This is a genomic window from Streptomyces fumanus, from assembly GCF_014655295.1.
In the GTDB taxonomy this organism is placed as follows: Bacteria; Actinomycetota; Actinomycetes; order Streptomycetales; family Streptomycetaceae; genus Streptomyces; species Streptomyces fumanus.
On the sequence record NZ_BNBI01000006.1, the window covers coordinates 347,693 to 371,860 of the forward strand.

The 24,168-nt window shown below is 71.3% G+C and carries 25 protein-coding genes and 1 tRNA gene; 9 read left to right on the forward strand and 17 right to left on the reverse strand.

Going from position 1 to position 24,168, the window contains the following annotated elements:
* Positions 1-161 precede the first annotated feature (161 nt).
* Complete coding sequence (locus IE316_RS15820) at positions 162-836, forward strand: helix-turn-helix transcriptional regulator (protein WP_190204959.1); 675 nt, start codon at positions 162-164, stop codon at positions 834-836.
* A gap of 70 nt (positions 837-906) precedes the next feature.
* Here the strand turns inward: IE316_RS15820 and IE316_RS15825 are convergent, their stop codons facing one another.
* The gene (locus IE316_RS15825) at positions 907-1,212 is read right to left on the reverse strand and encodes a hypothetical protein (RefSeq protein ID WP_190204960.1); all 306 of its coding nucleotides are present in this window, start codon (positions 1,210-1,212) and stop codon (positions 907-909) included.
* Between the two features lie 21 nt (positions 1,213-1,233).
* Positions 1,234-2,913, reverse strand: a complete 1,680-nt coding sequence (locus IE316_RS15830; RefSeq protein WP_190204961.1) for a sodium:solute symporter family protein — start codon at positions 2,911-2,913, stop codon at positions 1,234-1,236.
* A gap of 180 nt (positions 2,914-3,093) precedes the next feature.
* Between IE316_RS15830 and galT the strand changes: the two genes are divergently transcribed.
* The 3 genes from galT to galK are packed head-to-tail and all read left to right on the forward strand — an operon-like array spanning position 3,094 to position 6,283.
* Positions 3,094-4,155: a galactose-1-phosphate uridylyltransferase gene (gene galT, locus IE316_RS15835; RefSeq protein ID WP_190204962.1), complete on the forward strand. Its 1,062-nt coding sequence runs from the start codon at positions 3,094-3,096 to the stop codon at positions 4,153-4,155.
* A complete protein-coding gene (gene galE / locus IE316_RS15840; protein ID WP_190204963.1) occupies positions 4,152-5,120 on the forward strand; it encodes a UDP-glucose 4-epimerase GalE in 969 nt (322 codons plus the stop codon). The genes galT and galE overlap by 4 nt, the downstream gene beginning before the upstream one ends.
* An 11-nt stretch (positions 5,121-5,131) precedes the next feature.
* Positions 5,132-6,283, forward strand: a complete 1,152-nt coding sequence (galK, locus tag IE316_RS15845) for a galactokinase (protein WP_190204964.1) — start codon at positions 5,132-5,134, stop codon at positions 6,281-6,283.
* Positions 6,284-6,293: 10 nt separating this feature from the next.
* Here galK and IE316_RS15850 read toward each other — a convergent pair whose 3' ends face one another.
* Positions 6,294-6,737 (reverse strand): GNAT family N-acetyltransferase, encoded by a 444-nt coding sequence (locus IE316_RS15850; RefSeq protein ID WP_190204965.1) that lies wholly within the window; start codon positions 6,735-6,737, stop codon positions 6,294-6,296.
* A 306-nt stretch (positions 6,738-7,043) separates the two neighbouring features.
* On the opposite strand from IE316_RS15850, the gene IE316_RS15855 reads away from it, so the two are divergent.
* Positions 7,044-7,817 (forward strand): LuxR C-terminal-related transcriptional regulator, encoded by a 774-nt coding sequence (locus tag IE316_RS15855; protein ID WP_190204966.1) that lies wholly within the window; start codon positions 7,044-7,046, stop codon positions 7,815-7,817.
* A gap of 161 nt (positions 7,818-7,978) precedes the next feature.
* On the opposite strand, the gene tamR is transcribed toward IE316_RS15855, so the two are convergent.
* The gene (gene tamR, locus IE316_RS15860) at positions 7,979-8,476 is read right to left on the reverse strand and encodes a MarR family transcriptional regulator TamR (RefSeq protein WP_190204967.1); all 498 of its coding nucleotides are present in this window, start codon (positions 8,474-8,476) and stop codon (positions 7,979-7,981) included.
* Between the two features lie 102 nt (positions 8,477-8,578).
* Here tamR and IE316_RS15865 point away from each other — a divergent pair, with 102 nt between their 5' ends.
* Positions 8,579-9,385 carry a trans-aconitate 2-methyltransferase gene (locus IE316_RS15865; protein WP_190204968.1) on the forward strand — a complete coding sequence of 269 codons (807 nt, stop codon included), beginning with the start codon at positions 8,579-8,581 and terminating at the stop codon, positions 9,383-9,385.
* 1 nt (position 9,386) lies between these two features.
* Here the strand turns inward: IE316_RS15865 and IE316_RS15870 are convergent, their stop codons facing one another.
* From IE316_RS15870 to IE316_RS15885, 4 genes are read right to left on the reverse strand one after another with little or no spacing between them, the layout of a single operon-like run.
* On the reverse strand, positions 9,387-9,635 hold the full coding sequence (locus tag IE316_RS15870; RefSeq protein ID WP_190204969.1) for a type II toxin-antitoxin system RelE family toxin: 249 nt from the start codon (positions 9,633-9,635) through the stop codon (positions 9,387-9,389).
* Complete coding sequence (locus IE316_RS15875) at positions 9,632-9,883, reverse strand: type II toxin-antitoxin system Phd/YefM family antitoxin (RefSeq protein WP_190204970.1); 252 nt, start codon at positions 9,881-9,883, stop codon at positions 9,632-9,634. The genes IE316_RS15870 and IE316_RS15875 overlap by 4 nt, the downstream gene beginning before the upstream one ends.
* Positions 9,884-9,925: 42 nt before the next feature.
* Positions 9,926-10,603, reverse strand: a complete 678-nt coding sequence (locus tag IE316_RS15880; RefSeq protein WP_190204971.1) for a TetR/AcrR family transcriptional regulator — start codon at positions 10,601-10,603, stop codon at positions 9,926-9,928.
* On the reverse strand, positions 10,600-11,610 hold the full coding sequence (locus IE316_RS15885) for an acyl-CoA desaturase (protein ID WP_190204972.1): 1,011 nt from the start codon (positions 11,608-11,610) through the stop codon (positions 10,600-10,602). Before IE316_RS15885 ends, IE316_RS15880 begins: the two co-directional genes overlap by 4 nt.
* A gap of 293 nt (positions 11,611-11,903) precedes the next feature.
* On the opposite strand from IE316_RS15885, the gene ppc reads away from it, so the two are divergent.
* Positions 11,904-14,636, forward strand: coding sequence for a phosphoenolpyruvate carboxylase (gene ppc, locus IE316_RS15890; protein WP_190204973.1), 2,733 nt, complete (start codon positions 11,904-11,906; stop codon positions 14,634-14,636).
* 58 nt (positions 14,637-14,694) lie between these two features.
* Here ppc and IE316_RS15895 read toward each other — a convergent pair whose 3' ends face one another.
* The 7 genes from IE316_RS15895 to IE316_RS15925 form a co-directional block, all read right to left on the reverse strand.
* The gene (locus IE316_RS15895; RefSeq protein WP_190204974.1) at positions 14,695-15,156 is read right to left on the reverse strand and encodes a hypothetical protein; all 462 of its coding nucleotides are present in this window, start codon (positions 15,154-15,156) and stop codon (positions 14,695-14,697) included.
* A 64-nt stretch (positions 15,157-15,220) separates the two neighbouring features.
* Positions 15,221-15,823: an aminoacyl-tRNA hydrolase gene (gene pth, locus IE316_RS15900; RefSeq protein WP_190204975.1), complete on the reverse strand. Its 603-nt coding sequence runs from the start codon at positions 15,821-15,823 to the stop codon at positions 15,221-15,223.
* Positions 15,824-15,894: 71 nt separating this feature from the next.
* Positions 15,895-16,491, reverse strand: coding sequence for a 50S ribosomal protein L25/general stress protein Ctc (locus tag IE316_RS15905; protein WP_190204976.1), 597 nt, complete (start codon positions 16,489-16,491; stop codon positions 15,895-15,897).
* Positions 16,492-16,667: 176 nt separating this feature from the next.
* Positions 16,668-17,642 carry a ribose-phosphate diphosphokinase gene (locus IE316_RS15910; protein WP_190204977.1) on the reverse strand — a complete coding sequence of 325 codons (975 nt, stop codon included), beginning with the start codon at positions 17,640-17,642 and terminating at the stop codon, positions 16,668-16,670.
* 111 nt (positions 17,643-17,753) lie between these two features.
* On the reverse strand, positions 17,754-19,199 hold the full coding sequence (gene glmU / locus IE316_RS15915) for a bifunctional UDP-N-acetylglucosamine diphosphorylase/glucosamine-1-phosphate N-acetyltransferase GlmU (RefSeq protein WP_190204978.1): 1,446 nt from the start codon (positions 19,197-19,199) through the stop codon (positions 17,754-17,756).
* A gap of 123 nt (positions 19,200-19,322) precedes the next feature.
* Positions 19,323-19,393, reverse strand: a tRNA-Gln gene (locus tag IE316_RS15920).
* 6 nt (positions 19,394-19,399) lie between these two features.
* A complete protein-coding gene (locus IE316_RS15925; protein WP_229910407.1) occupies positions 19,400-20,104 on the reverse strand; it encodes a hypothetical protein in 705 nt (234 codons plus the stop codon).
* A 169-nt stretch (positions 20,105-20,273) separates the two neighbouring features.
* Between IE316_RS15925 and IE316_RS15930 the strand changes: the two genes are divergently transcribed.
* Entirely contained in the window at positions 20,274-21,593 is a 1,320-nt protein-coding gene (locus IE316_RS15930) for a sensor histidine kinase (protein WP_190204979.1), read from the forward strand.
* Positions 21,594-21,819: 226 nt separating this feature from the next.
* On the opposite strand, the gene IE316_RS15935 is transcribed toward IE316_RS15930, so the two are convergent.
* The gene (locus tag IE316_RS15935) at positions 21,820-22,317 is read right to left on the reverse strand and encodes an SUKH-3 domain-containing protein (RefSeq protein WP_190204980.1); all 498 of its coding nucleotides are present in this window, start codon (positions 22,315-22,317) and stop codon (positions 21,820-21,822) included.
* Between the two features lie 52 nt (positions 22,318-22,369).
* The gene (locus IE316_RS15940) at positions 22,370-22,900 is read right to left on the reverse strand and encodes a YwqJ-related putative deaminase (protein WP_190204981.1); all 531 of its coding nucleotides are present in this window, start codon (positions 22,898-22,900) and stop codon (positions 22,370-22,372) included.
* A 279-nt stretch (positions 22,901-23,179) separates the two neighbouring features.
* Between IE316_RS15940 and IE316_RS15945 the strand changes: the two genes are divergently transcribed.
* The gene (locus tag IE316_RS15945) at positions 23,180-24,163 is read left to right on the forward strand and encodes an SMI1/KNR4 family protein (protein ID WP_190204982.1); all 984 of its coding nucleotides are present in this window, start codon (positions 23,180-23,182) and stop codon (positions 24,161-24,163) included.
* Positions 24,164-24,168 lie beyond the last annotated feature (5 nt).

Here is a 24,168-nt window from a genome sequence, read left to right on the forward strand (position 1 = left end):
CCGCGGCGGCCCGGGGGTGCGGCCCCGTCCCTGGTCAGGGGCGGGGCCGTATTGCATGGAAATTCGGCGATCCGGGGCAGTTCTCACCGGTAGGGGCAGCGCGATGTCGAACAAGCGTGTAGCTTCCGGGGTCAGGTTGAGGGGGACTGGGGGGTTGCTCAGTGGGAGTGCGGCTGATGGTGGTCGACGACCACCGACTGCTCGCCGAGGCGCTGGCCTCGGCGCTGAAGCTGCGGGGGCACCGGGTGCTGGCCGCGGCGGCACCCGCCGCGGGGGCGGCGGACCTGGTGATCAGCCGGGCGCCCGAGGTGTGTCTGCTGGGCACGGCGGCCCCGGCCGAGCCGGGCGTCTTCGATCCGGTGGTCCGCATCAAACGGGAGCGTCCGCAGGTGGCGGTGCTGGTCCTCGGGCCGGTGCCCAGTCCGCGCGGGATCGCGGCGGCCTTCGCGTCGGGGGCGTCGGGGTACGTCCGGCACGACGAGCGGATAGAGGGCGTCGAGCGGGCGATCATGAAGGCGCGGGCGGGCGAGGCGGCGGTGGCGCCGGCCCTGCTCCAGGGGGCGTTCGCCGAACTCCTCAACCCCGCGGCCCAGCCCGACGACGAGGGCCAGCGGCTGCTCCAGATGCTGACCCCGCGCGAGGTCGAGGTCCTGGTCCGGGTGGCCGACGGGGAGGACACCCGGCTGATCGCCGCCGGGATGGGCATCGCCCCGTCCACGGCCCGCACCCATGTCCAGCGCGTTCTGATGAAACTGGGGGTGGGTTCCCGGCTGGAGGCGGCGGCGCTGGCGGCCAGGACCGGGTTACTGGACCGGGCGGCCCCGCCGCGGAGCTGATCCGCCCGGCGCCGGGCCGCCCGGGCGGGCGCGGGCGGCGGCCCGCCGCGCCCACCTCACCAGGGCGGGGTCAGTCCCCCGCGCCCTCCGGTTCGACCGCCGGCGGGACCGTGGGCCGGATCTTCAGCCAGGCCAGGAAGAACACCCCGAGGACCAGCATCCCCAGCCCGGTCCACAGATTGATGTTCACCCCCTCCGCCTTGTCGATGTCCGCGTCGGACGCCACGATCCCCGCGATCGTCACGATCACCCCGTACACCACGAACAACCCGCCGATGATCCGCCGGATGTCGAACAGGCGGGCGGCCGTCGCCGACTTGGTCTCCAGCTCGGAGACCTGCCGCTGGACGTCCTTCTCGGAGTAGCTCTCGGACATGCTTCCTCAATCCTCCCGCGATCAGAACGAGAACGGGATGTAGCAGACGGCGGCCAGCACGACCGCACCCCACCCCAGCAGCGCCGGCTTGCGGTACCAGGCGTCGTCGCCCACGGCCGGCGGCTCGGCCATGCCGGGCGACCGGGTGCCGTAGACCAGCCCGCGCAGCTCCTGGGCCGGCTTGGGCGCGGTGAACAGCGTCACCACGACCATGACCACCGCGCCCGCGACGAAGCCCGCGATCGCGGAGACGAAGTTGGCCCCCTGGTCGGAGGGGATGTCGATGATCCCCTGCTTGTAGATCCAGAAGTAGTTGACCATCGCGGCGACCGTGCCCGCGACCAGGCCCCAGAACCCGGACTTCATGGACGCCCGCTTCCAGAACATGCCGATGATGAAGACCACGAACATCGGCACGTTGAAGAAGGAGAACAGCGTCTGGAGGTAGCTCATGATGTTGGAGAACGACGACGCCAGGAACGCGGTGCCGATCGACGCGAGCACACCGATCGCGGTGATCAGCCGCCCGAACCGCACGTAGTACGCGTCCTCGCGGTCCTTGACCACGTACTTCTGCCAGATGTCGGTGGTGAACACCGTGTTGAACGAGGACACGTTGGCCGCCATGCCGGCCATGAACGCGGCCAGCAGACCCGTCACCGCGATGCCGAGCACTCCGTTGGGCAGCAACTGCTCCATCAGGTACGGGATGGCGTCGTTGTACTGCAGGTCGGAGCCGGAGGTGCCGATCTTCGGCACCAGCGCCGCGGCGACCAGGCCCGGGATCATCACCAGGAAGACGATGAAGATCTTCGGGAACGCGGCGATCAGCGGGGTGCGCTGGGCCGCCGAGAGGTTCTTCGCGGACAGCGCGCGCTGCACCTCGGCGAAGTTGGTCGTCCAGTAGCCGAAGGAGAGGACGAAGCCGAGGCCGAGGACGATGGTCAGCCAGTTGGCGCCGAGCGGGTTGGCGCTGCCGATGCCGGTGCCGCCCCAGGAGGTCATGAAGTCGCCGCCGTGCCGGGCGGTCAGGGTGTCGGACAGGCCGTCCCAGCCGCCGGCCTTGCGCAGGCCCAGGATGGTGATCGGGATCAGGGCCGCCAGGATCACGAAGAACTGCAGGACCTCGTTGTAGATGGCCGAGGAGAGGCCGCCGAGGGTGATGTAGGCGAGCACGAAGAAGCCCGCGACCACGATGGCCACCCACTCCGGCCAGCCGAGCAGCGCCTCCACGACGATCGCGAGGGCGTACAGGTTGACCCCGGCGATCAGGATGGCCGCGAAGGCGAACAGGATCGAACTCAGCATGTGCGCGGCCTTGTCGAACCGGAGCAGCAGGAACTCCGGGACCGACCGCACCTTGCTGCCGTAGTAGAACGGCATCATCACCAGGCCCAGGAAGACCATGGCCGGGATGGCGCCGATCCAGTACCAGTGCGTGGTGTAGACGCCGTACTGGGCGCTGTTGGCGGCCATGCCGAGGATCTCGGTGGCGCCGAGGTTGGCCGCGACGAAGGCGAGGCCGGTGACCCAGGCGGGCAGCGACCGGCCGGACAGGAAGAAGTCCAGGCTGGTCTTGACCGAGCGGCGGGCGGCGAAGCCGATGCCCAGGACGACGACGAAGTAGATCGCCAGGATCGTGTAGTCGAGCCAGTTGGTGGGGAGCCGTAGCTCCGCTGCCAGGTATGTGGGGGTATGCATAAGCACTCGCTTCGTTGCGCGAACTGATCCGGAGCGGAACCTACGCCTCCGTGTTCAGTTATTGAACACTTCACAAGGTGTTCTTTGTTTGATTGTGATGAACACCCAGGCTGGTGAGTTGTGATGTGTTATGTTTGATTGTGTTGGGTGCGGGCTGTAGAGGCGCAGAGGAGTCCGGCAGTGAAGAAGACCTCGACCCGGCTGGCCGACGGTCGTGAGCTGATCTACTACGACCTGCGCGACGACACCGTGCGCGACGCGCCGGACCGCCGCCCGCTGGAGCCGACGGTCACCTCCTCCGAGATCCGCGAGGACGTGCTGCTGGGCGACGCGGTCGCCATCGCCTCGCACCGCCAGGGCCGCACCTACCACCCGCCCGCCGACGAGTGCCCCCTGTGCCCCTCCAGGGACGGACGGCTCAGCGAGATCCCCGACTCCTCGTACGACGTGGTGGTCTTCGAGAACCGCTTCCCCTCGCTGGCCGGCGACTCCGGCCGCTGCGAGGTGGTCTGCTTCACCTCCGACCACGAGGCGTCCTTCGCCTCGCTGAGCGAGGAGCAGGCCCGGCTCGTCCTGGACGCGTGGACGGACCGCACCTCGGAGCTGTCGCATCTGCCCTCCGTCGAGCAGGTCTTCTGTTTCGAGAACCGGGGCGCCGAGATCGGCGTGACCCTCGGTCACCCGCACGGGCAGATCTACGCCTACCCCTTCACCACCCCCCGCACCGCCCTGATGCTCCGCCAGGTGGCCGCCCACAAGGAGGCCACCGGCGGGGAGAACCTGTTCGACGCCGTCCTGGCACGGGAACTGTCCGGCGAACGGGTCGTCCTGGAGGGTGAACACTGGGCGGCCTTCGTGCCGTACGCCGCGCACTGGCCCTACGAGGTGCACCTGTACCCCAAGCGCCGGGTGCCCGACCTGCTCGGCCTGGACGAGGCGGCCCGCACAGAGTTCCCCCAGGTCTATCTGGAACTCTTGCGGCGGTTCGACCGGATCTTCGGCGAGGGTGAGCCTCCGACGCCGTACATCGCGGCCTGGCACCAGGCCCCGTTCGGGCAGTTGGAGCGGTTCGACGGCGTCACGCGCGACGACTTCGCGCTGCACCTGGAGCTTTTCACCATCCGCCGCACGTCCGGCAAGCTGAAGTTCCTCGCGGGCTCCGAGTCCGGCATGAACGTCTTCATCAACGACGTGCCGCCGGAGCGCGCGGCCGAGCGACTGCGAGAGGTAGCGAGTTCATGAGCGGGAAGTACCTGGTGACGGGCGGCGCGGGCTATGTCGGCAGCGTGGTCGCCCAGCACCTGCTGGAGGCCGGCCACGAGGTGACCGTCCTCGACAACCTCTCCACCGGCTTCCGCGAGGGCGTGCCCGCCGGTGCCGCCTTCGTCGAGGGCGACATCCGCGACGCCGCCAAATGGCTGGACGCCTCCTACGACGGCGTCCTGCACTTCGCCGCGTTCTCCCAGGTCGGCGAGTCCGTCGCGAAGCCCGAGAAGTACTGGGACAACAACGTCGGCGGCACCATGGCCCTGCTCGCCGCGATGCGCGCGGCGGGCGTCGGCAGGCTGGTCTTCTCCTCCACCGCCGCCACCTACGGCGAGCCCGAGCAGGTCCCCATCACGGAGACCGCGCCGACCCGGCCGACCAACCCCTACGGCGCCTCCAAGCTCGCCGTCGACCACATGATCTCCGGCGAGGCGGCGGCCCACGGCCTGGCCGCGGTCTCGCTGCGCTACTTCAACGTGGCCGGCGCCTACGGAGCGTACGGCGAGCGCCACGACCCCGAGTCGCACCTGATCCCGCTGGTCCTCCAGGTCGCCGCGGGCCGGCGCGAGGCGATCTCCGTCTACGGCGACGACTACCCGACCCCCGACGGCACCTGCGTCCGCGACTACATCCACGTCGCCGACCTGGCCGAGGCCCATCTGCTCGCCCTGGACGCCGCCGCGCCCGGCGAGCACCTGATCTGCAACCTCGGCAACGGCAGCGGCTTCTCGGTCCGCGAGGTCATCGACACCGTCCGCCGCGTCACCGGCCACCCGGTCCCCGAGGTCACCGCCCCCCGCCGCCCCGGCGACCCGGCGACCCTGGTGGCCTCCGCCGCCACCGCCCGCGAGAAGCTGGGCTGGCAACCGACCCGCGCGGACCTCGCGGGAATCGTCGCCGACGCCTGGGAGTTCGCGCGGCGCAACACTTCGGAAGGGTGAGGGAGCAGCACATGAGCGAGGCCGTCGCGAAGCGGTTCGGCGAGCTGTACGGGCCGGCGCCGGAGGGAGTGTGGGCGGCGCCCGGCCGCGTCAACCTCATCGGCGAGCACACCGACTACAACGACGGCTTCGTCATGCCGTTCGCCCTGCCGCACACCGCGGTGGCAGCCGTCTCCCGGCGGGACGACGGCGTGCTGCGACTGCACTCGGCCGACGTCGAGGGCGGCGTCACCGAGCTGCGGGTGGCCGACCTGGAGCCGGGCACCGACAAGGACTGGACGGCGTACCCGTCCGGGGTGGTCTGGGCGCTGCGCGAGGCCGGCCACGAGATCACCGGCGCCGACATCCACCTGGCCTCCACCGTCCCGGCGGGCGCGGGCCTGTCCTCCTCGGCGGCCCTGGAGGTCGTCGTCGCCCTCGCCCTGAACGACCTGTACGGCCTGGGCCTGCGCCGCTGGCAACTGGCCCGGCTCTGCCAGCGCGCGGAGAACGTCTACGTCGGCGCCCCCGTCGGCATCATGGACCAGACCGCCGCCGCCTGCTGCGAGGCCGGGCACGCCCTGTTCCTCGACACCCGCGACCTGTCTCAGCGGCAGATCCCCTTCGACCTGGCCGCCGAGGGCCTGCGGCTGCTCGTCGTCGACACCCGCGTCAAGCACTCCCACAGCGAGGGCGAGTACGGCAAGCGCCGCGCCGGCTGCGAGAAGGGCGCCGCCCTGCTCGGCGTCGACGCCCTGCGGGACGTCCCGTACGCCGAACTGGACGCGGCCCTGGAGCGTCTGGCCGACGACGAGGAGGTGCTGCGCCTGGTCCGGCACGTGGTGTCCGAGGACGAGCGGGTCGAACGGGTGGTCGCCCTGCTGGAGTCGGGCGAGACCCGCGCCATCGGCCCGGTCCTCACCGAGGGCCACGCCTCGCTGCGCGACGACTTCCGGATCTCCTGTCCGGAACTCGACCTGGTCGTGGACACCGCCGTCGGCGCCGGTGCGCTCGGCGCCCGGATGACCGGCGGCGGCTTCGGCGGCTCGGCCATCGTGCTGGCCGAGGCCGCCGACGTGCCCGGGCTCACCGGGGCCGTGGAGGAGGCGTTCGCCGCCGCGGGGTTCCGGGCGCCGCGCGTCTTCGAGGCGGTACCGGGCGCGGGGGCCCGGCGGCTGGACTGACCGGGCCGGCTCAGCGCAGGTGCTTGACCAGGGTGTACTCCGTGATGCCGGGCGGATAGTCCTCGATCACGCAGACCACCTGGTAGCCGTGCCGGCGGTAGAAGTCGGGGGCCTGGAAGTCCCAGGTCTCCAGGCGCACGGAGCGGCAGCCGCGGTGCCCGGCGGCGAGCCGCTCCGCCTCCGCCAGCAGCCGGGAGCCGAGGCCGGCGCCCCGGTGGCGGGCGTCCACCCACAGGTAGGTGACGTGCAGCCAGGACGCCCAGGTGTGGCCGACCAGGCCGCCGGCCACCTCGTCGCGCTCGTCCATGAGCCAGACGTGCAGCGGGACTTCGCGTTCGTGAGGGGTCCCGCGCAGCGCGCGCAGCACGGACGAGGCCGCCGTGTTCGTCTCGCGCAGACGACCGCGCAGGATGTCGCGTCGTACCGGGTCGACTTCTGCCTCAAGGCGAAACATGCGGCTCACCCTAAACGGGCCGCGGCGCCAGTTCTGCAAATAGCCTTCCGCTGCCGTCCCTGGTCCGTACCCTGATGAACAGCACCGGTGGGGGACCGGCGCCGATCAGGGGGCGGGACAGCCGGGTACGACGCCCCGGGTGAGGGCAGCGGTCCGGCACGGCGGCGGCCGTGCGCGGTGGCGGCCCGTCCCGGACCCGGCGGTCGCGGCACGGACGGTCCCACGGGATCCGGCGTCGTCCCCGCGCGGTGGTCGTCCTCCGGTATCGGGATCCCCTGCTCCTAGGAGCTCGGGGAAGGGGGTTACGTGGTTCGCATCCGAGTCCTGGTCGTCGACGACCATCGCATCTTCGCCGAGTCGCTCGCCGCGGCCCTGGCGGCGGAGCCCGACGTCGACGTCTCCGCGGCGGGCAGCGGCCCGGCCGCGCTGCGCTGCCTGGAGCGGGCCGCGGCCGAGGGCCGCCGGTTCGACGTGCTGCTGGTCGACGCCGACCTCGGCGGCCAGGTGCCGCCGGTCCGGCCCGCCGTCCCGGTCCACGACGGCACCGAGGACCGGCTGGTCGACGGCATCTCCCTGGTCACCGGCGTGCGCACCGCGCACCCCGGGGTACGCACGGTGGTCCTCGCCGAACGGGACGACCCGCAGCGCGCGGCCCTCGCCCTGCAGGCGGGCGCCTCCGGCTGGGTCGCCAAGGACTGCTCGCTCTCCCGGCTGCTCACCGTCATCCGGGGCGTGCTGCGCGACGAGACGCATCTGCCGCCCGCCCTGCTCACCGGCGTGCTGCGCGAGCTGACCGCCGCCCGCAGGCATCGCACGGAGAGCGAGCGGCTGGTGGAGTCGCTGACGCCGCGCGAGCGGGAGGTGCTGCGCTGCATGGTCGCCGGGCTCGGCCGCAAGGCCGTCGCCGAGCGGCTGTTCCTCTCCCCGCACACCGTGCGCACCCATATGCAGAACGTCCTGGGCAAGCTCGGCGTGCACTCCACCCTGGCCGCGGTCGCCCTCGCCCGGCGGGCCGGCGTCGGCCCGGTCGACCTCCAGACCGGCGGACGGATCGGCTCCGAGGAGAGCAACAGCGCCTGAGGCTGGGCGGGGGGTGCCGGCGACGGGCCCTGATATGCCCGCGCCCGCGCCCGACGCTCGGCCGGGGTTGTCGGCAACCGCGCGCCTGCTGACGCTCGGCCGGGATTGCCGGCGCCCGCGCCCGACGCTCGGCCGGGGATGCCGGCGCCCGCGCCCGACGCTCAGCCGGGGATGTTGTCGAACGGCGCGGTCAGCCGGCGCAGCAGCCCCGCCAGTTCGCCGCGCTGCCCGCGGGACAGCTCCCCGAGGATGGCCCGCTCCTGCTCCAGCAGCCCGGCCAGCGCCTGGTCGGCGCGGTCCCGGCCCTCGTCGGTCAGCCGGACCAGCACCCCGCGCCGGTCGCTGGGGTCGGGGAGCCGCTCCACCAGGCCCTTCTTGGCCAGCCGGTCGATCCGGTTGGTCATCGTGCCGGAGGTGACCAGGGTCTGGGTCAGCAACTGCCCGGGCGAGAGCTGGTACGGGGTGCCCGCGCGGCGCAGCGCGGTGAGCACGTCGAACTCCCACGGCTCCAGATGGTGCTCGGCGAAGGCCAGCCGGCGCGCGCGGTCCAGGTGCCGGGCCAGCCTGCTCACCCGGCTGAGCACTTCGAGCGGTTCCACGTCGAGGTCAGGGCGCTCCCGGCGCCACGCTGCGACCAGCCGATCGACCTCGTCCTCCATGACGATCAGTGTAGTTGTTCTGTCGACGTAAAGTCTCTTGACGTCGAGATACCTTTGCGGTGACGCTGGATACCCGCCCGTCCGGCCACCCGGGAGGCCCCCATGCCCGCCACCGCCCCCACCTGGGACCCCGCCCAGTACCTGCGGCACGCAGGCCCGCGCGCCCGCCCCTTCGCCGACCTCCTGGCCCGCGTCCCCGCCCTGCCCGGCGACCCGCCCCGCATCGCCGACCTCGGCTGCGGCCCCGGCAACGTCACCGCGCTGCTCGCCGACCGCTGGCCCACCGCCCGCATCACCGGCTACGACACCTCGCCCGAGATGCTCGACCGCGCCCGCGCGCACGCCGGCCCCACCCCCGGCGGCGGCCGCCTCGACTTCCTCCGCGCCGACCTGCGCACCTGGACCCCCGACGCGCCCCTGGACCTGATCGTCTCCAACGCCACCCTCCAGTGGGTGCCCGGCCACACCGGCCTCTTCCCCGCCTGGATCGACGCCCTCGCCCCCGGCGGCACCCTCGCCCTCCAGGTCCCCGGCAACTTCGACGCCCCCAGCCACCGCCTGATGCGCGACCTGGCGTCCGGCCACCCCCGCCTCGACGGCGTCCTGCGCCACGAGGACGCCGTGCGCACCCCCGAGGAGTACCTCACCGCCCTCACCGACCTCGGCTGCGAGGTCGACGCCTGGGAGACGACCTACGTCCACCTGCTGCCCGGCGAGGACCCGGTCCTGGACTGGGTCCGCGGCACCGGCCTGCGCCCCGTCCTGGACGCCCTCGCCGACGCCCCCGAGGACCGCGCCGCCTTCCTCACCGCCTACCGCGCCGCCCTGCGCACCGCCTACCCGCCGGGCCCGCACGGCACCCCGTTCCCGTTCCGCCGGGTCTTCGCGGTGGCCCGGAAAGCAGGCTGACTCAGCCGGTGCGGCCCAGATGCGTGACGAGAACGCGGATCGCGCCGTCATCGATGACGTACAGGACCCGGTACGCGCCGACGCGGAGGCGGCGGATGTCCGGGCCGTACGCGGTGGAGTTGAGCGGGCGCGGGTCCTTGGCGAGCATGTCGACGGCCTCGTACACGGCGGCGAGTCCGGACGGGTCGGACTGAAGGAACCGGACGGCCGCGTTCGTCGCCTCCGGTTCCCAGAGGATGCGGTAGGTCACGGACGCAGCCCCAGCATCCGCCCGACCTCTTCGTGTGCGATGCCCTCGGCCAGGGTGCCCTCGGCCTTGCGACGCTGGTACTCCGAGACCGCCAGGGCGTCTTCCAGGTCCTCTATCACCTGGGGAGAGACGAGAAGCGCGGCCACGTGCCCGTGGTCGGTGAGCGCGATGGTCTCGCGGCCGTGAGCCGCACGGCGGACGAGGTCACCGAGCTGGGCGCGGGCGGTGCTGATGGTGATGGCAGACATGCCACCATCATTGCACAAGAGTAATCTTCTGTACGGCCGGGCTCAGTACTTCCGGTGCCCGATCAGCCGAGGCTTCTGGTTGAGGCCGTCCAGGCCGTGCCACGCCAGGTTCACCAGGTGCGCCGCGACCTCCGCCTTCTTCGGCTTGCGGACGTCCAGCCACCACTGGCCGGTCAGCGCCACCATGCCGACCAGGGCCTGCGCGTACAGCGGGGCCAGCTTGGAGTCGAAGCCGCGGTTCTTGAACTCGCGGCCCAGGATGTCCTCCACCTGCGTGGCGATGTCCGAGATCAGGGAGGCGAAGGAACCCGTGGACTGCGGGATGGGGGAGTCGCGGACCAGGATGCGGAAACCGTCCGTGTACTCCTCGATGTAGTCCAGCAGCGCGAACGCGGCCTGCTCGCACAGCTCCCGCGGATGCCCCGCGGTCAGCGACGACGTCACCATGTCCAGCAGCCGCCGCATCTCACGGTCGACCACCACCGCGTACAGCCCCTCCTTGCCGCCGAAGTGCTCGTACACCACCGGCTTGGAGACACCCGCCTTCGCGGCGATCTCCTCCACCGACGTGCCCTCGAAGCCCTTCGCGGCGAAGAGGGTGCGACCGATCTCCAGCAGTTGCTGGCGGCGCTCGGCACCGGTCATCCGGGTGCGACGCGCACGCCGCGGCTTCTCGTTGCTCGGGGTACTGCTGGAGTCGGTCGCCACGGCGTCAATCATGCCGCCTCGGCCGTCTCCCTCCGGCGGCGGGAGCGGTCTTCACCCTCGTGACGCCTGGAATCGATACGCGAGCGTGACGGCCAGCGCACGTCGTACGCCCAGCCGAGCCGCTCGAACCAGCGGATCAGCCGCGCCGAGGAGTCGAGCTGGCCCCGCTCCACCCCGTGCCGCGCCGAGGTCGGGTCGGCGTGGTGCAGGTTGTGCCAGGACTCCCCGCAGGACAGCACCGCCAGCCACCACACGTTGCCCGACCGGTCCCGCGACTTGAACGGCCGCTTGCCCACCGCGTGGCAGATCGAGTTGATCGACCACGTCACGTGATGCAGCAGCGCCACCCGGACGAGTGAACCCCAGAAGAACGCGGTGAACGCGCCCCACCAGGACATCGTCACCAGACCGCCGATCAGCGCCGGCAGCGCCAGCGACACCGCCGTCCACAGCACGAACTGCCGGGAGATCGCCCGCAGCGCCGGGTCCTTGATCAGATCCGGTGCGTACTTGTCCTGCGGCGTCTGCTCCTCGTCGAACATCCAGCCGAGATGCGCCCACCACAGGCCCTTCAGCAGCGCCGGGACCGTCTCCCCGTACCGCCAGGGCGAATGCGGGTCGCCCTCCGCGTCGGAGAACTTGTGGTGCTTGCGGTGATCGGCCACCCAGCGCACCAGCGGCCCCTCGACCGCCATCGACCCCGCGATCGCCAACGCGATCTTCAACGGCCGTTTCGCCTTGAACGACCCATGGGTGAAATGACGGTGGAAACCGATCGTGATGCCGTGGCAGCCGAGGAAGTAGAAGAAGACCAGCAGGCCGAGATCCAGCCAGCTCACGCCCCAGCCCCAGGCCAGCGGCACCGCCGCCACCAGGGCCAGGAACGGCACGGTGATGAACAGCAGCAGCGTGATCTGCTCGATCGACCGCTTCTGCTCACCACCGAGCGTCGCGGAGGGTACGGAGGAGTCGTCCGGTGTCTTCGGTGCACCCGGAATCACATCGGAACTCATGGTCATGCGCGTCCCCTGGGGGGTCGAGGGCAGAGACAGTGGTGCCGGGCCGCGGACCCGCAACCGTTTTCCTACGGTTCCGTAACCTACGGCGACGTAAGTATGGCAGTGCGTAGCCCCGCGGCAAGAGCCCCTGAGCCTGCGCGTCCCGGTGGACACCTATCCTGGGAGTCGGTCGGACAGCGCGGTCCGCTCTGACTCTTTCCCGGACGCCCGGCCCCGTAAGCGGCACCCGCCGCGCGAGACGCTCGTCCGGGTTCCCTCCCAGACGAGCTTCAACACTGCAAGGAGCCGCACCTGTGAGCAGTGCCGACGACCAGACCACGACGAGCAGCAGTGAACTGCGCGCCGACATCCGCCGGCTGGGCGATCTCCTCGGAGAGACCCTCGTCCGGCAAGAAGGCCCGGAACTGCTGGAACTCGTCGAAAAGGTACGCCGCCTCACCCGCGAGGACGGCGAGGCCGCCGCGGAGCTGCTGCGCGGCACCGAACTGAAGACCGCGGCCAAGCTGGTCCGCGCCTTCTCCACCTACTTCCACCTGGCCAACGTCACCGAGCAGGTGCACCGCGGCCGCGAACTGCGCGCCCGCCGGGCCGCCGAGGGCGGGCTGCTCGCCCGTACCGCCGACCGGCTCAAGGACGCCGACCCCGAGCACCTGCGCCAGACGGTCGCCAACCTCAACGTCCGGCCCGTCTTCACCGCCCACCCCACCGAGGCCGCCCGCCGCTCGGTGCTGAACAAGCTGCGCCGGATCGCCGCCCTCCTCGACACCCCGGTGATCGAGAGCGACCGGCGCCGCCTGGACACCCGGCTGGCCGAGAACATCGACCTGGTCTGGCAGACCGACGAACTGCGGGTGGTCCGCCCCGAGCCCGCCGACGAGGCCCGCAACGCCATCTACTACCTGGACGAACTGCACGCCGGCGCCGTCGGCGACGTCCTGGAGGACCTCACCGCCGAGCTGGAGCGGGTCGGCGTCAAGCTCCCCGACGACACCCGGCCGCTCACCTTCGGCACCTGGATCGGCGGCGACCGCGACGGCAACCCCAACGTCACCCCCGAAGTGACCTGGGACGTCCTCATCCTCCAGCACGAACACGGCATCAACGACGCCCTGGAGACGATCGACGAACTGCGCGGCCTGCTCTCCAACTCCATCCGCTACACCGGCGCCACCCAGGAACTCCTGGACTCCCTGACCGCCGACCTCGACCGGCTGCCCGAGATCAGCCCCCGCTACAAGCGGCTCAACGCCGAGGAGCCCTACCGGCTCAAGGCCACCGCCATCCGCCAGAAGCTGGAGAACACCAAGACCCGGCTGGCGAAGAACACCCCGCACGAAGAGGGCCGCGACTACCTCGGCACCGCCGAACTCCTCGACGACCTGCGCCTGCTGCAGACCTCACTGCGCGCCCACCGCGGCGGCCTGTTCGCCGACGGCCGCCTCGCCCGCACCATCCGCACCCTGGCCGCCTTCGGCCTCCAGCTCGCCACCATGGACGTCCGCGAACACGCCGACGCCCACCACCACGCCCTCGGCCAGTTGTTCGACCGGCTCGGCGAGGAATCCTGGCGCTACGCCGACATGCCCCGCGAGTACCGCGCCAAGCTCCTCGCCAAGGAGCTCCGCTCCCGCCGCCCCCTCGCCCCCACCCCCGCACCCGTCGACGCGGCCGGCACCAAGACCCTCGGCGTCTTCCAGACCGTCAAGCGCGCCCTGGAGGTCTTCGGACCCGAGGTCATCGAGTCCTACATCATCTCCATGTGCCAGGGCGCCGACGACGTCTTCGCCGCCGCCGTCCTCGCCCGCGAGGCCGGCCTGATCGACCTGCACGCCGGCTGGGCCAAGATCGGCATCGTGCCGCTGCTGGAGACCACCGACGAACTCAAGGCCGCCGACACCATCCTGGAGGACCTGCTCTCCGACCCCTCCTACCGGCGCCTGGTCGCCCTGCGCGGCGACGTCCAGGAGGTCATGCTCGGCTACTCCGACTCCTCCAAGTTCGGCGGCATCACCACCAGCCAGTGGGAGATCCACCGCGCCCAGCGCCGGCTGCGCGACGTCGCCCACCGCTACGGCGTCCGGCTGCGCCTCTTCCACGGCCGCGGCGGCACCGTCGGCCGCGGCGGCGGCCCCTCCCACGACGCCATCCTCGCCCAGCCCTGGGGCACCCTGGAAGGCGAGATCAAGGTCACCGAACAGGGCGAGGTCATCTCCGACAAGTACCTCATCCCGTCCCTGGCCCGCGAGAACCTCGAACTCACCGTCGCCGCCACCCTCCAGGCATCCGCCCTGCACACCGCCCCCCGCCAGTCCGACGAGGCCCTCGCCCGCTGGGACGCCGCCATGGACGTCGTCTCCGACGCCGCCCACACCGCCTACCGGGGGCTCGTCGAGGACCCCGACCTCCCGGCGTACTTCCTCGCCTCCACCCCCGTCGACCAGCTCGCCGACCTGCACCTGGGCTCCCGGCCCTCCCGCCGCCCCGGCTCCGGCGTCTCCCTCGACGGACTGCGCGCCATCCCCTGGGTGTTCGGCTGGACCCAGTCCCGGCAGATCGTCCCCGGCTGGTTCGGCGTCGGCTCCGGCCTCAAGGCCCTGCGCGAGGCCGGCCTCGACACCGTCCTGGACGAGATGCACCAGCAGTGGCACTTCTTCCGGAACTTCATCTCCAACGTCGAGATGACCCTCGCCAAGACCGACCTCAGGATCGCCCAGCACTACGTCGACACCCTCGTCCCCGACGAACTCAAGCACGTCTTCGACACCATCAAGGCCGAACACGAACTCACCGTCGCCGAGGTCCTCCGCGTCACCGGAGAGAACGAACTCCTCGACGCCCAGCCGGTGCTGAAGCAGACCTTCAGCATCCGCGACGCCTACCTCGACCCGATCTCCTACCTCCAGGTCGCCCTGCTCAAGCGCCAGCGCGACGCCGCCGCGGCCGGCACCGACCCCGACCCGCTGCTCGCCCGCGCCCTGCTCCTCACCGTCAACGGCGTCGCCGCCGGCCTGCGCAACACCGGCTGACCACACCCGCGACCAGCACGATGCCCCCGCGCCGCACACCGGCCGGGGGCATCGCCCGTCATACCGCCACGAAAGCCGCCGTCACCAGCACCGCCCCCGCCCCCGCCAGCACCCACGCCGCCCGCGTCCGCCGCAGCCCGCCCGCCACCACCACCGACGCCAGCAGCAGCGCACCGCCCAGCGGCACCCACGCGTACAGCACCCCCGCCGCACCCGACCGCACCGCCTCGTCACCGCCCGGCTTCAGCACCACCGGATACGACCGCCCCTGCGCCACCGCGACCGAATCCTCCAGCACCACCCGGGCCCGCGCCCGCGCCCCCACCGACCCCGGCGTGAACGGCCCCGCACACGTCCCCCCGCCGCACCGCGTCACCTCGACCGTGCCCCGCTCCCGCCCCTTGGTCAGCATCACGTGCTGCGCCGACCCCCACGACGCCCACACACCGGCGATCAGGACCAGCACGGCGACCGTCCCCATCACCAGGACCCGCCCGAACGACACCACCGCAGAAGGCATGGCCGCGATCCTTGGCCATGCCTCCACCACCGGTCAACTTCACTGCGCACAGAGACCGGAAACGTCAGGAGTTGTACGACCCCTGCGCCCGCTCCAGCCCCTCCGTCACCAGACACTCCACCGCGTCCGCCGCCCGGTCCACGAACCAGTCCAGCTCCTTGCGCTCCGCCGACGAGAAGTCCTTCAGCACGAAATCCGCCACCGGCATCCGCCCCGGCGGCCGGCCGATCCCGCACCGCACCCGGTGGTACTCCGCCCCCATCGCCTTCGTCATCGACTTCAGCCCGTTGTGCCCGTTGTCCCCACCGCCCAGCTTCAGCCGCAGCACCCCGAAGTCGATGTCCAACTCGTCGTGCACCGCCACCACCCGAGCCGTCGGCACCTTGTAGAAGTCCCGCAGCGCCGTCACCGGCCCACCCGACAGATTCATGTACGACATCGGCTTCACCAGCACCACCCGCCGCCCCGCCGGCCCCGGCGGACCCACCCGGCCCTCCACCACCTGCGCCTGCGCCTTGCCGTGCCGCTTGAACCGCGCCCCCATCCGCCCGGCCAGCAGATCCACCACCATGAAACCGACGTTGTGCCGGTTCCCGGCGTACTCCGGCCCCGGATTGCCCAGCCCCGCGATCAGCCAGGGGGCACCAGAATCGGTCGTCACGTCCACCTCTCCTCACATACGCGCCAGCCGCTGCCCCCCGAAGGGAACAGCGGCTGACCACAGGGTGCCTACGGGACTCAGCCCTCCGCGGCCTCGTCGCCCTCGGCCTCGCCCTCACCCGCGGACTCCTCCGCCTGCGCGGCCACGACCTGCAGCACCACGGTCTCCCCGTCCACGGCCAGCTTGGCACCGGACGGCAGCGTGATGTCCTTCGCCAGCACCGAGGCACCGGCCGCCAGGCCCTCCACGGACACCGTGACCGACTCGGGCAGGTGCGTCGCCTCGGCCTCGATCGGCAGCGCGTTCAGCACGTGCTCCAGCAGGTAGCCACCCGGCGCCAGCTCACCCTCGGCCTGCACCGGCACCTCGACGGCCACCGTCTCGCCGCGCTGCACCAACTGCAGGTCCACGTGCTCCAGGAAACCCTTCAGCGGGTCACGCTGCACCGACTTCGGAATCGCCAGCTCGGTGCTCTTGCCGTCGATGTCCAGCGCGATCAGCACGTTCGGCGTACGCAGCGCCAGCAGCAGCTCGTGACCCGGGAAGGTCAGGTGGATCGGGTCGGAACCGTGGCCGTACAGCACACCGGGAACCTTGTCGGCACGACGGATGCGACGAGCGGCACCCTTGCCGAACTCGGTACGCGTCTCGGCGGAGATCTTCACCTCGGACATGATCACTCCTCGTAGGAAACTAGGAACGGACGTGGTCACCCGGCCACGAACGGCCTGCTACGAAGAGCGCGTCGATAACGGACAGCCCACCCGCGAACACACGAGTGCGGCCTCCCTCGCCGAGCAACTCCAGCAGTCTACTCGGCACGGAAGGCCGCACCCAAAACGATCAACGATTACTGCTCGTCGAACAGGCTCGTCACCGAACCGTCCTCGAACACCTCACGCACCGCACGCGCGATCGTCGGCGCGATCGACAGCACCGTGATCTTGTCCAGCTCCAGCTCGCTCGGCGTCGGCAGCGTATTGGTGAACACGAACTCGCTCACCTTCGAGTTCTTCAACCGGTCCGCCGCCGGACCCGACAGCACACCGTGCGTCGCCGTCACGATGACGTCCTCCGCACCGTGCGCGAACAACGCGTCCGCCGCGGCGCAGATCGTGCCACCCGTGTCGATCATGTCGTCCACCAGGACACAGATCCGGCCCTTCACATCACCCACGACCTCGTGCACGGTGACCTGATTCGCCACGTCCTTGTCCCGCCGCTTGTGCACGATCGCCAGCGGCGCGCCCAGCCGGTCGCACCACCGGTCCGCGACCCGCACCCGGCCCGCGTCCGGAGACACCACCGTCAGCTTCGACCGGTCCACCTTCGCGCCCACGTAGTCCGCCAGCAGCGGCAGCGCGAACAGGTGATCCACCGGCCCGTCGAAGAAGCCCTGGATCTGGTCCGTGTGCAGATCCACCGCCAGGATGCGGTCCGCACCCGCCGTCTTCATCAGATCCGCCACCAGACGCGCCGAGATCGGTTCACGCCCCCGGTGCTTCTTGTCCTGCCGCGCGTAACCGTAGAACGGCACGATGACCGTGATGGAGCGGGCCGACGCGCGCTTCAGCGCGTCGATCATGATCAACTGCTCCATGATCCACTTGTTGATCGGAGCCGTGTGGCTCTGGATCAGGAAGCAGTCCGCGCCCCGCGCGGACTCCTGGTAACGCACATAGATCTCGCCATTGGCGAAGTCGAAGGCCCTCGTCGGGACGACCCCGACACCCAGCTCGTGGGCGACCTCCTCGGCAAGCTCGGGGTGGGCGCGGCCGGAGAAGAACATCATCTTCTTCTCGCCGGTCGTCTTGATCCCGGTCACAGCACTGTCTCCTCAGAGGTCTTTCAGCCGGTACGGAGCGGACGTCCCGGCTGGTAAGGGTGCGGGTGTGCACTTATCACGGTACGACGACTTCGGCGCACCGGTTTCCGGTCAGCCTTCGCCGCCCGACTCCCTGACCGCCTCCTCGGCGGCCTTCGCCGCCGCGCTCCCAGGACGCTTACGAGCCACCCAACCCTCGATATTCCGCTGCTGGCCACGGGCCACGGCCAGCGAACCGGGCGGCACATCCTTGGTGATCACCGAGCCGGCGGCGGTGTACGCACCGTCCCCGACCGTGACAGGAGCCACAAACATGTTGTCCGAACCCGTCTTGCAGTGCGAGCCGACGGTCGTGTGATGCTTGTGCTCCCCGTCATAGTTCACGAACACACTCGCGGCCCCGATGTTCGTGAAGTCACCGATCGTCGCGTCCCCCACGTACGACAGGTGCGGCACCTTCGTCCCCTCACCGATCGACGCGTTCTTCGTCTCCACATACGTACCGATCTTGCCCCGGACACCCAGCCTCGTCCCCGGCCGCAGATACGCGTACGGACCCACACTCGCCTCCGCGCCGACCTCCGCACCCAGCGCCACGGTGTTGTCCACCCGCGCGCCCGCCCCCACCCGGGTGTCCGTCAGCCGCGCGTTCGGCCCGACCTCCGCGCCCGCCGCCAGATGCGTCGCCCCGTGCAACTGCGTCCCCGGATGCACCACCACGTCCTGCTCGAACGTCACCGTCACATCGACCCACGTCGTCGCGGGATCCACCACCGTCACCCCGGCCAGCATCGCCCGCGTCAGCAACCGGTCGTTCAGGATCCGCCGCGCCTCGGCGAGCTGCACCCGGTTGTTGATCCCCACGATCTCCCGGTGATCCACCGCCACGCACGCCCCCACCCGGTGCCCCGCCTCCCGCAGGATCCCGAGCACGTCCGTGAGGTACTCCTCACCCTGGCTGTTGTCCGTCCGCACCTTCCCCAGCGCGTCCGCGAGCAACTGCCCGTCGAAGGCGAACACCCCCGAATTGATCTCCCGGACCGCCCGCTGCTCCTCGGTCGCGTCCTTGTGCTCCACGATCGCCGTCACCGCACCGGTGCCGTCCCGCACGATCCGGCCGTAACCGGTCGCGTCCGGCACCTCGGCGGTCAGCACGGTCACCGCGTTGCCGTCCGCGGCGTGGGTGGCGGCCAGGGCCGTCAGCGTCCCGCCGGTCAGCAGCGGAGTGTCCCCGCAGACCACGACCACGGTCCCGTCGACCGCCCCGCCCAGCGCCTCCAGCCCCATCCGCACGGCGTGCCCGGTGCCGTTCTGCCGCTCCTGCACGGCGGTACGGACCGCGGGGGCGACCTCGGCCAGATGCGCGGTGACCTGCTCGCGGGCGTGACCCACGACGACGACCAGGTGCTCGGGCTCCAGTTCTCCGGCGGCGGCGAGCACATGACCCACCAGGGAACGGCCGCAGATGTCGTGCAGGACCTTCGGGGTGGCCGACTTCATACGGGTGCCCTCACCCGCGGCGAGGACGACGACGGCTGCCGGGCGGTTGACGCTCACGGGATGCCCTTCGGCTTCATGGGGAGGGGTGGACATCCGCAGGATACCGGGGGGTAGTGAGGGGGACATGAGTGCGGGCCCTGACGGGGCTGTCACCCAGTCAGGACCCGAACCCGGCATGTGCTCCCGGGGGAGGACTCGAACCCCCATGATCAGAACCAAAATCTGACGTCTTGCCCTTAGACGACCCGGGATTACCGCTATGTCCGATTTCGAAGATCGGACGCGATGACAGCAGCTCCTACTATGCCGTACCACCAGCCCTCGATGCGACGGTACAACTCTGCTCCGTCGCGCACGTCGACGCGTAGGCAGCCTCGGTACTCCTGGTCGGTGTTCTTCCGATTGGTGGTCGGGTTGTGGCGCTTGAGGCTCGTTTTCAGCAGGTCGTCGCTCTTGATGCCCACATGGTCCGCCCAGAACGCCTCGGCGGCCGCCACGTCGGCGGTCTCATGGATCTGTACGGCGAACCGGAGGCTCGCCGGGTCGACTTCCAGCAGCGCCAGCCATGCCAGGAACACCGAGATGACGTTGGGGTCGCTGTTCACGAAGGTCACCCGTTCACGGCGGCTGTACGGCTTGCTCTTGGAGCCTTCCGCCCAGTACAGGGCGACGCCGGCGAAGAAGAGTTCGCGATCGGACATGCCGCGCGTCTCCTCTTCCGCCCGCTGTCTCGTCCGTTGCCGCTCTTCCTCGCGTACGCGGAGTCTCGCCTGCCAGCCCTTCTTGGCGATCGCCGAGGACTCTTCGCGCGTCCGCGACCGGCGCTCCGGTGCGGGAAGGTCTCGCACCCACAGGGAGACGGAACTCTTGCTGCAGCCCAGTTCCATCTGGATGCGGTCGTAGGTCCAGCCCTGGAGCCGTAGTTCCCGGGCCCTGGCGCGCAGGTCGTCCTTGAGTGCCATGGGTATACCGTCCGGGCGGAATGGCAGGTTCCGGGGATGGATGATGTTCGGTTCCTTCGTTCGAGGGATATCGCGTCGTATCGCTACCGTTCCGTCACCGTCCGTGGTGCGGTGTCAGGCGGCGGAAAGTCCCCGGAACCGGGGCGGCTCGCGCCCGTAGGCTGGAGGCATGACCACGACGGGGGAAGACCACGTACCGGCCCGGGGTGGGCCTTGGTGGTGGGAGCGGCGGCGCGGTGCGGTGCTCGATGTGAGCCTGGCCGCGGTGTCGGCGCTGGAGTGCGCGGTGGAGGGGATCTCGTTCGCCGCGGATGCCGGGGTGCCGTGGGCGGCGGGGGTCGTCTTCGGGGCGCTGGCGGGTGCCGTGCTGGTGGTGCGGCGGAAGTGGCCGATCGCGGTGGTGCTGGTGGCGATCGCCGTCACGCCGGCGCAGATGGGTTTCCTGATGGCCGTGGTGGGGCTCTACACGCTGGCCGCGTGTGAGCTGCCGCGGCGGATCATCGGGGCGCTGGCGGGGATGTCGCTGCTGGGTTCGATGATCGTGACGTTCGTGCGGGTGCGGCAGGACATGGCGCGGGGGGATCTGGGGATCGGGGACTGGTTCATCCCGTTCGCCGCGATCACGATCTCGCTGGGGCTGACCGCTCCGCCGGTGCTGCTGGGGATGTACGTCGGGGCGCGGCGGCGGCTGATGGAGAGTCTGCGGGAGCGGGCGGATTCGCTGGAGCGGGAGTTGCAGTTGCTGGCGGAGCGGGCGGAGGAGCGGGCCGAGTGGGCGCGGAACGAGGAGCGGACCCGGATCGCGCGGGAGATGCACGACGTGGTCGCGCACCGGGTGAGTCTGATGGTGGTGCACGCGGCGGCGTTGCAGGCGGTGGCGCGGAAGGATCCGGAGAAGGCGGTGAAGAACGCGGCGCTGGTGGGGGACATGGGGCGGCAGGCGCTGACGGAGTTGCGGGAGATGCTGGGGGTGCTGCGCAGCGGCAGCGAGGAGCGTCGGGAGCGGGCGTCGGTGCCGTTGGCGGCGGTGGGGGCGGCGGCCGCGGCGGCGGCTTCGCGGGCGGTGCTGGACGAGGGTGAGGGGCCGTCGTTGTCGGGGCTGGACGAGTTGATCGGGCAGTCGGCGGCGGCGGGGATGGTGGTGGATCTGTCGGTGGAGGGCCGGGCGCGGCCGTATCCGCCGGAGGTGGAGCAGACGGCGTTCCGGGTGGTGCAGGAGGCGCTGACGAACGTGCACAAGCATGCGTCGGGGGCGAAGACGTATGTGCGGTTGGCGCATCGGGCGTCGGAGATCGCGATGCAGGTGGAGAACGAGCCGCCGCCGGAGCCGGGGTCGGCGTCGTCGGCGCGGTTGCCGTCGGGGGGCAATGGGCTGGTGGGGATGAAGGAGCGGGTGTCGGCGCTGGGCGGGGTGTTCGTGTCGGGGCCGACGGACGCGGGGGGTTTCCGGGTGTCGGCGGTGATTCCGTCGGCGCCGCGGGCGGCGTGACCTGCGTGGCCCTCTGACCTGCGTGGCCGCGTGACCGTCTGACCTGCGTGACCTGCGTGACCTGCGTGACCTGCGTGACCTGCGTGACCGTGTGACCTGCGTGACGGCCCGACCTGCGTGACCGCCCGACCTGTGTGACGCCCGACCTACGTGACCGCCCGACCGGCGTGACGCCCCGACCGGCCTGACGGTCTGGCAGCCGTGACCGCCCGGCCCGCCTGGACGCTCAGTTGGCGGTGAGGCGAGGTGGTTCCGTGCCGGTGATGAGGGTGGTCAGGGCGTGGTCGAGGTCGGGGCCGAGGTACCAGTCGCCGGTGTGGTCGAGGGCGTAGACGCGGCTGCCGGTGTCGATGGCGATGAGGGCCTGGGTGTCGGTCTCGGCGCCGAGGGGGCAGACCTCGGTGCCCAGGGCGCGGCCGAGGTCGCCGAGGGTGCGGGCCAGGTGGAGGCCGTGCAGCGGGTCGAGGTGGAGGGTGGCGGGGGCGACTTGGCGGCCGGGCCCGGTGGGGGTGATGTGCAGGCCGCCGAACTCGGCCCAGGCTTCGACGGCGGCGGGGAAGACGGTGTGCCGGTGGCCGGCCGGTGAGGTGTGCGCGCGCAGGGCGTCGGCCCAGATCTCGGCCTGTTTGATGTCCCAGCGTCCGGGCTGCCAGCCGGCGTCGCGCAGGGCGGCGTCGACGGGGACGGGGAACCGGGTGGTGGAGGTGCGGTCGGGGGCGTGCATCGGCCTTCGTTCGTCGTCCGGGGGGTGTGGTGCGTGCCGGTGGGCGGGGTGGTCAGCCGTCCGTGGCCGTGGGGTCGACGACGCGGACGCCGAAGTGGGCGGCGAGGGCGGTGCAGGCGCGGCAGGGGGCGGCGAAGGTGCCGTGGAGGGGGTCGCCGTCCTCGCGGATGCGGCGGGCGGTGAGCTTGGCGTGTTTGAGGGCTTTGCGGGCCTCGCCGTTGGTCATGGGGCGGCGGGCGGCGCGTTTGCTGCGGGCGGCGTCGGCGGCGGTGATGTGCCGGGAGATGAGGATGGTCTCGGCGCAGCGGCCGGTGAAGCGGTCGCGTTGTCCGCTGGTGAGGGCGTCGAGGAAGTCGCGGACCAGGGGGTGCAGCGGCGGCGGGGTGTCGCCGCGGGCGGCGGTGCCGGTGAGGGTGGTGCCGCGGACGGAGAGGGCGGCGGCGACGGTGGGGAGTATGCCGTCGCGGCGGTGGCGCAGGGCGGGGGTGGTCAGGATGTCGGCGCTGCTCCAGTTGACGCGGGGGTCGCCGGTGCGGGGGTCGTCGGACCGGCTCGGCTTGGGTCCCGTCTGCGTCGCACTCATGATCATCATCCCCTCCTGAGCATCCCCCCGGTGGTCACAGAGTGCCAAACGGCGCGGGCGCTGGGGAAGCTGGGGCGGGGCGACACGCCCGCTCATGGGCGATCCGTCACGGCGGGGTGACGGCTGGTCACGGTGGTGGCGGGGCCGGTCCCGGTGCCGGTGACCGGTGTCGTCGTACCGCATAGGCTGTCGGCACCGCGATCGGGCGGTGATCCAGACAGGGTCAGTTGGACCGACAGGACAGTCCGTACGGACTTCACGCCGCAGGGGGCAACCGCCATGACGACAGGTCGGCTCGGGCAGCAGGCCGCGCCGCCGAACGCGGCCTATGCCGGACAGGTCGTGCACTTCCCGGATCCGGTGCGGGCGGCCCGTCATCCGCGAGGGGTGCGGGTCGACGGGGCCGGGTTCCCGGACTTCTCTCCGTACGCGCGGGCGGCGGCCGAGATCGCGGACCCGCCGGAGGGGTTCGGTGTCGACGAACTGCGGCTGACGGACTACGTGTCGGCGAACGCGGCGCTGTCGGCGGCGGGGCATCCGCTGTGGGACACGGTGCCCGCGGTGGCGACGCCGCACAACTGGACGTGGCACCACGTGGCGGGCACGCGGCGGCTGGAGCTGGTGCCGGTCGAGGTGAAGGCGCTGCTGCGGCACCACGGCGGGATCGCGACGGCCCGGGTGGACCAGGGCAAGCGGGGGACGCGGCCGTTGCGGGAGACCCGGCCGGCGCACTTCCGGCTGCCGAAGTCGGGGGTGGCGGTGTCGGAGCAGCAGGTGCTGGGGGTCGAGGAGGACCTCGGGTACCGGCTGCCGGGGGCGTACCGGTCGTTCCTGAAGGCGGCGGGCGGGTGCGCGCCGGTGGGGACGGCGCTGGACGCGGAGCTGGGGCTGCTGATCGACCAGCCGTTCTTCACGGTGCGTGAGGAGGCGGCGGTCAACGACCTGGTGTACGTCAACAAGTGCCTGCGCGACCACCTGACCAAGGACTACCTGGGGGTGGCCTTCGTGCAGGGCGGGCTGCTGGCGGTGAAGGTGAAGGGCGAGCGGACCGGTTCGGTGTGGTTCTGCGCGTACGACGACGCGCGGGACGTCGATCCGGCGTGGTCGCCGGCGGAGCGGGTGGAGCGGTTGCTGATGCCGTGCGGTGAGGACTTCGACGCGTTCCTGTCCCGGCTGGCGGGTTCGCCGCCGGAGCTGGAGACGGTGGCGAACCTGATGGTGGACGGCGGGTTCGCGCGGTCCGTTCCGGTGTCCGGGGAGTGAGCTGA

Excerpts from the sequence above, each read along its gene's own strand:
- IE316_RS15935 (WP_190204980.1), bottom strand. The coding sequence starts at position 22,317 with ATGCACGCCCCCGACCGCACCTCCACCACCCGGTTCCCCGTCCCCGTC.
- IE316_RS15895 (WP_190204974.1), bottom strand. The coding sequence starts at position 15,156 with ATGCCTTCTGCGGTGGTGTCGTTCGGGCGGGTCCTGGTGATGGGGACG.
- galK (WP_190204964.1), top strand. The coding sequence starts at position 5,132 with ATGAGCGAGGCCGTCGCGAAGCGGTTCGGCGAGCTGTACGGGCCGGCG.
- IE316_RS15825 (WP_190204960.1), bottom strand. The coding sequence starts at position 1,212 with ATGTCCGAGAGCTACTCCGAGAAGGACGTCCAGCGGCAGGTCTCCGAG.
- IE316_RS15875 (WP_190204970.1), bottom strand. The coding sequence starts at position 9,883 with ATGTCTGCCATCACCATCAGCACCGCCCGCGCCCAGCTCGGTGACCTC.
- IE316_RS15945 (WP_190204982.1), top strand. The coding sequence starts at position 23,180 with ATGACGACAGGTCGGCTCGGGCAGCAGGCCGCGCCGCCGAACGCGGCC.
- IE316_RS15880 (WP_190204971.1), bottom strand. The coding sequence starts at position 10,603 with ATGATTGACGCCGTGGCGACCGACTCCAGCAGTACCCCGAGCAACGAG.
- IE316_RS15830 (WP_190204961.1), bottom strand. The coding sequence starts at position 2,913 with ATGCATACCCCCACATACCTGGCAGCGGAGCTACGGCTCCCCACCAAC.
- IE316_RS15865 (WP_190204968.1), top strand. The coding sequence starts at position 8,579 with ATGCCCGCCACCGCCCCCACCTGGGACCCCGCCCAGTACCTGCGGCAC.
- IE316_RS15940 (WP_190204981.1), bottom strand. The coding sequence starts at position 22,900 with ATGAGTGCGACGCAGACGGGACCCAAGCCGAGCCGGTCCGACGACCCC.
- tamR (WP_190204967.1), bottom strand. The coding sequence starts at position 8,476 with ATGGAGGACGAGGTCGATCGGCTGGTCGCAGCGTGGCGCCGGGAGCGC.
- IE316_RS15905 (WP_190204976.1), bottom strand. The coding sequence starts at position 16,491 with ATGTCCGAGGTGAAGATCTCCGCCGAGACGCGTACCGAGTTCGGCAAG.
- galE (WP_190204963.1), top strand. The coding sequence starts at position 4,152 with ATGAGCGGGAAGTACCTGGTGACGGGCGGCGCGGGCTATGTCGGCAGC.
- IE316_RS15925 (WP_229910407.1), bottom strand. The coding sequence starts at position 20,104 with ATGGCACTCAAGGACGACCTGCGCGCCAGGGCCCGGGAACTACGGCTC.
- IE316_RS15930 (WP_190204979.1), top strand. The coding sequence starts at position 20,274 with ATGACCACGACGGGGGAAGACCACGTACCGGCCCGGGGTGGGCCTTGG.
- IE316_RS15885 (WP_190204972.1), bottom strand. The coding sequence starts at position 11,610 with ATGACCATGAGTTCCGATGTGATTCCGGGTGCACCGAAGACACCGGAC.
- IE316_RS15850 (WP_190204965.1), bottom strand. The coding sequence starts at position 6,737 with ATGTTTCGCCTTGAGGCAGAAGTCGACCCGGTACGACGCGACATCCTG.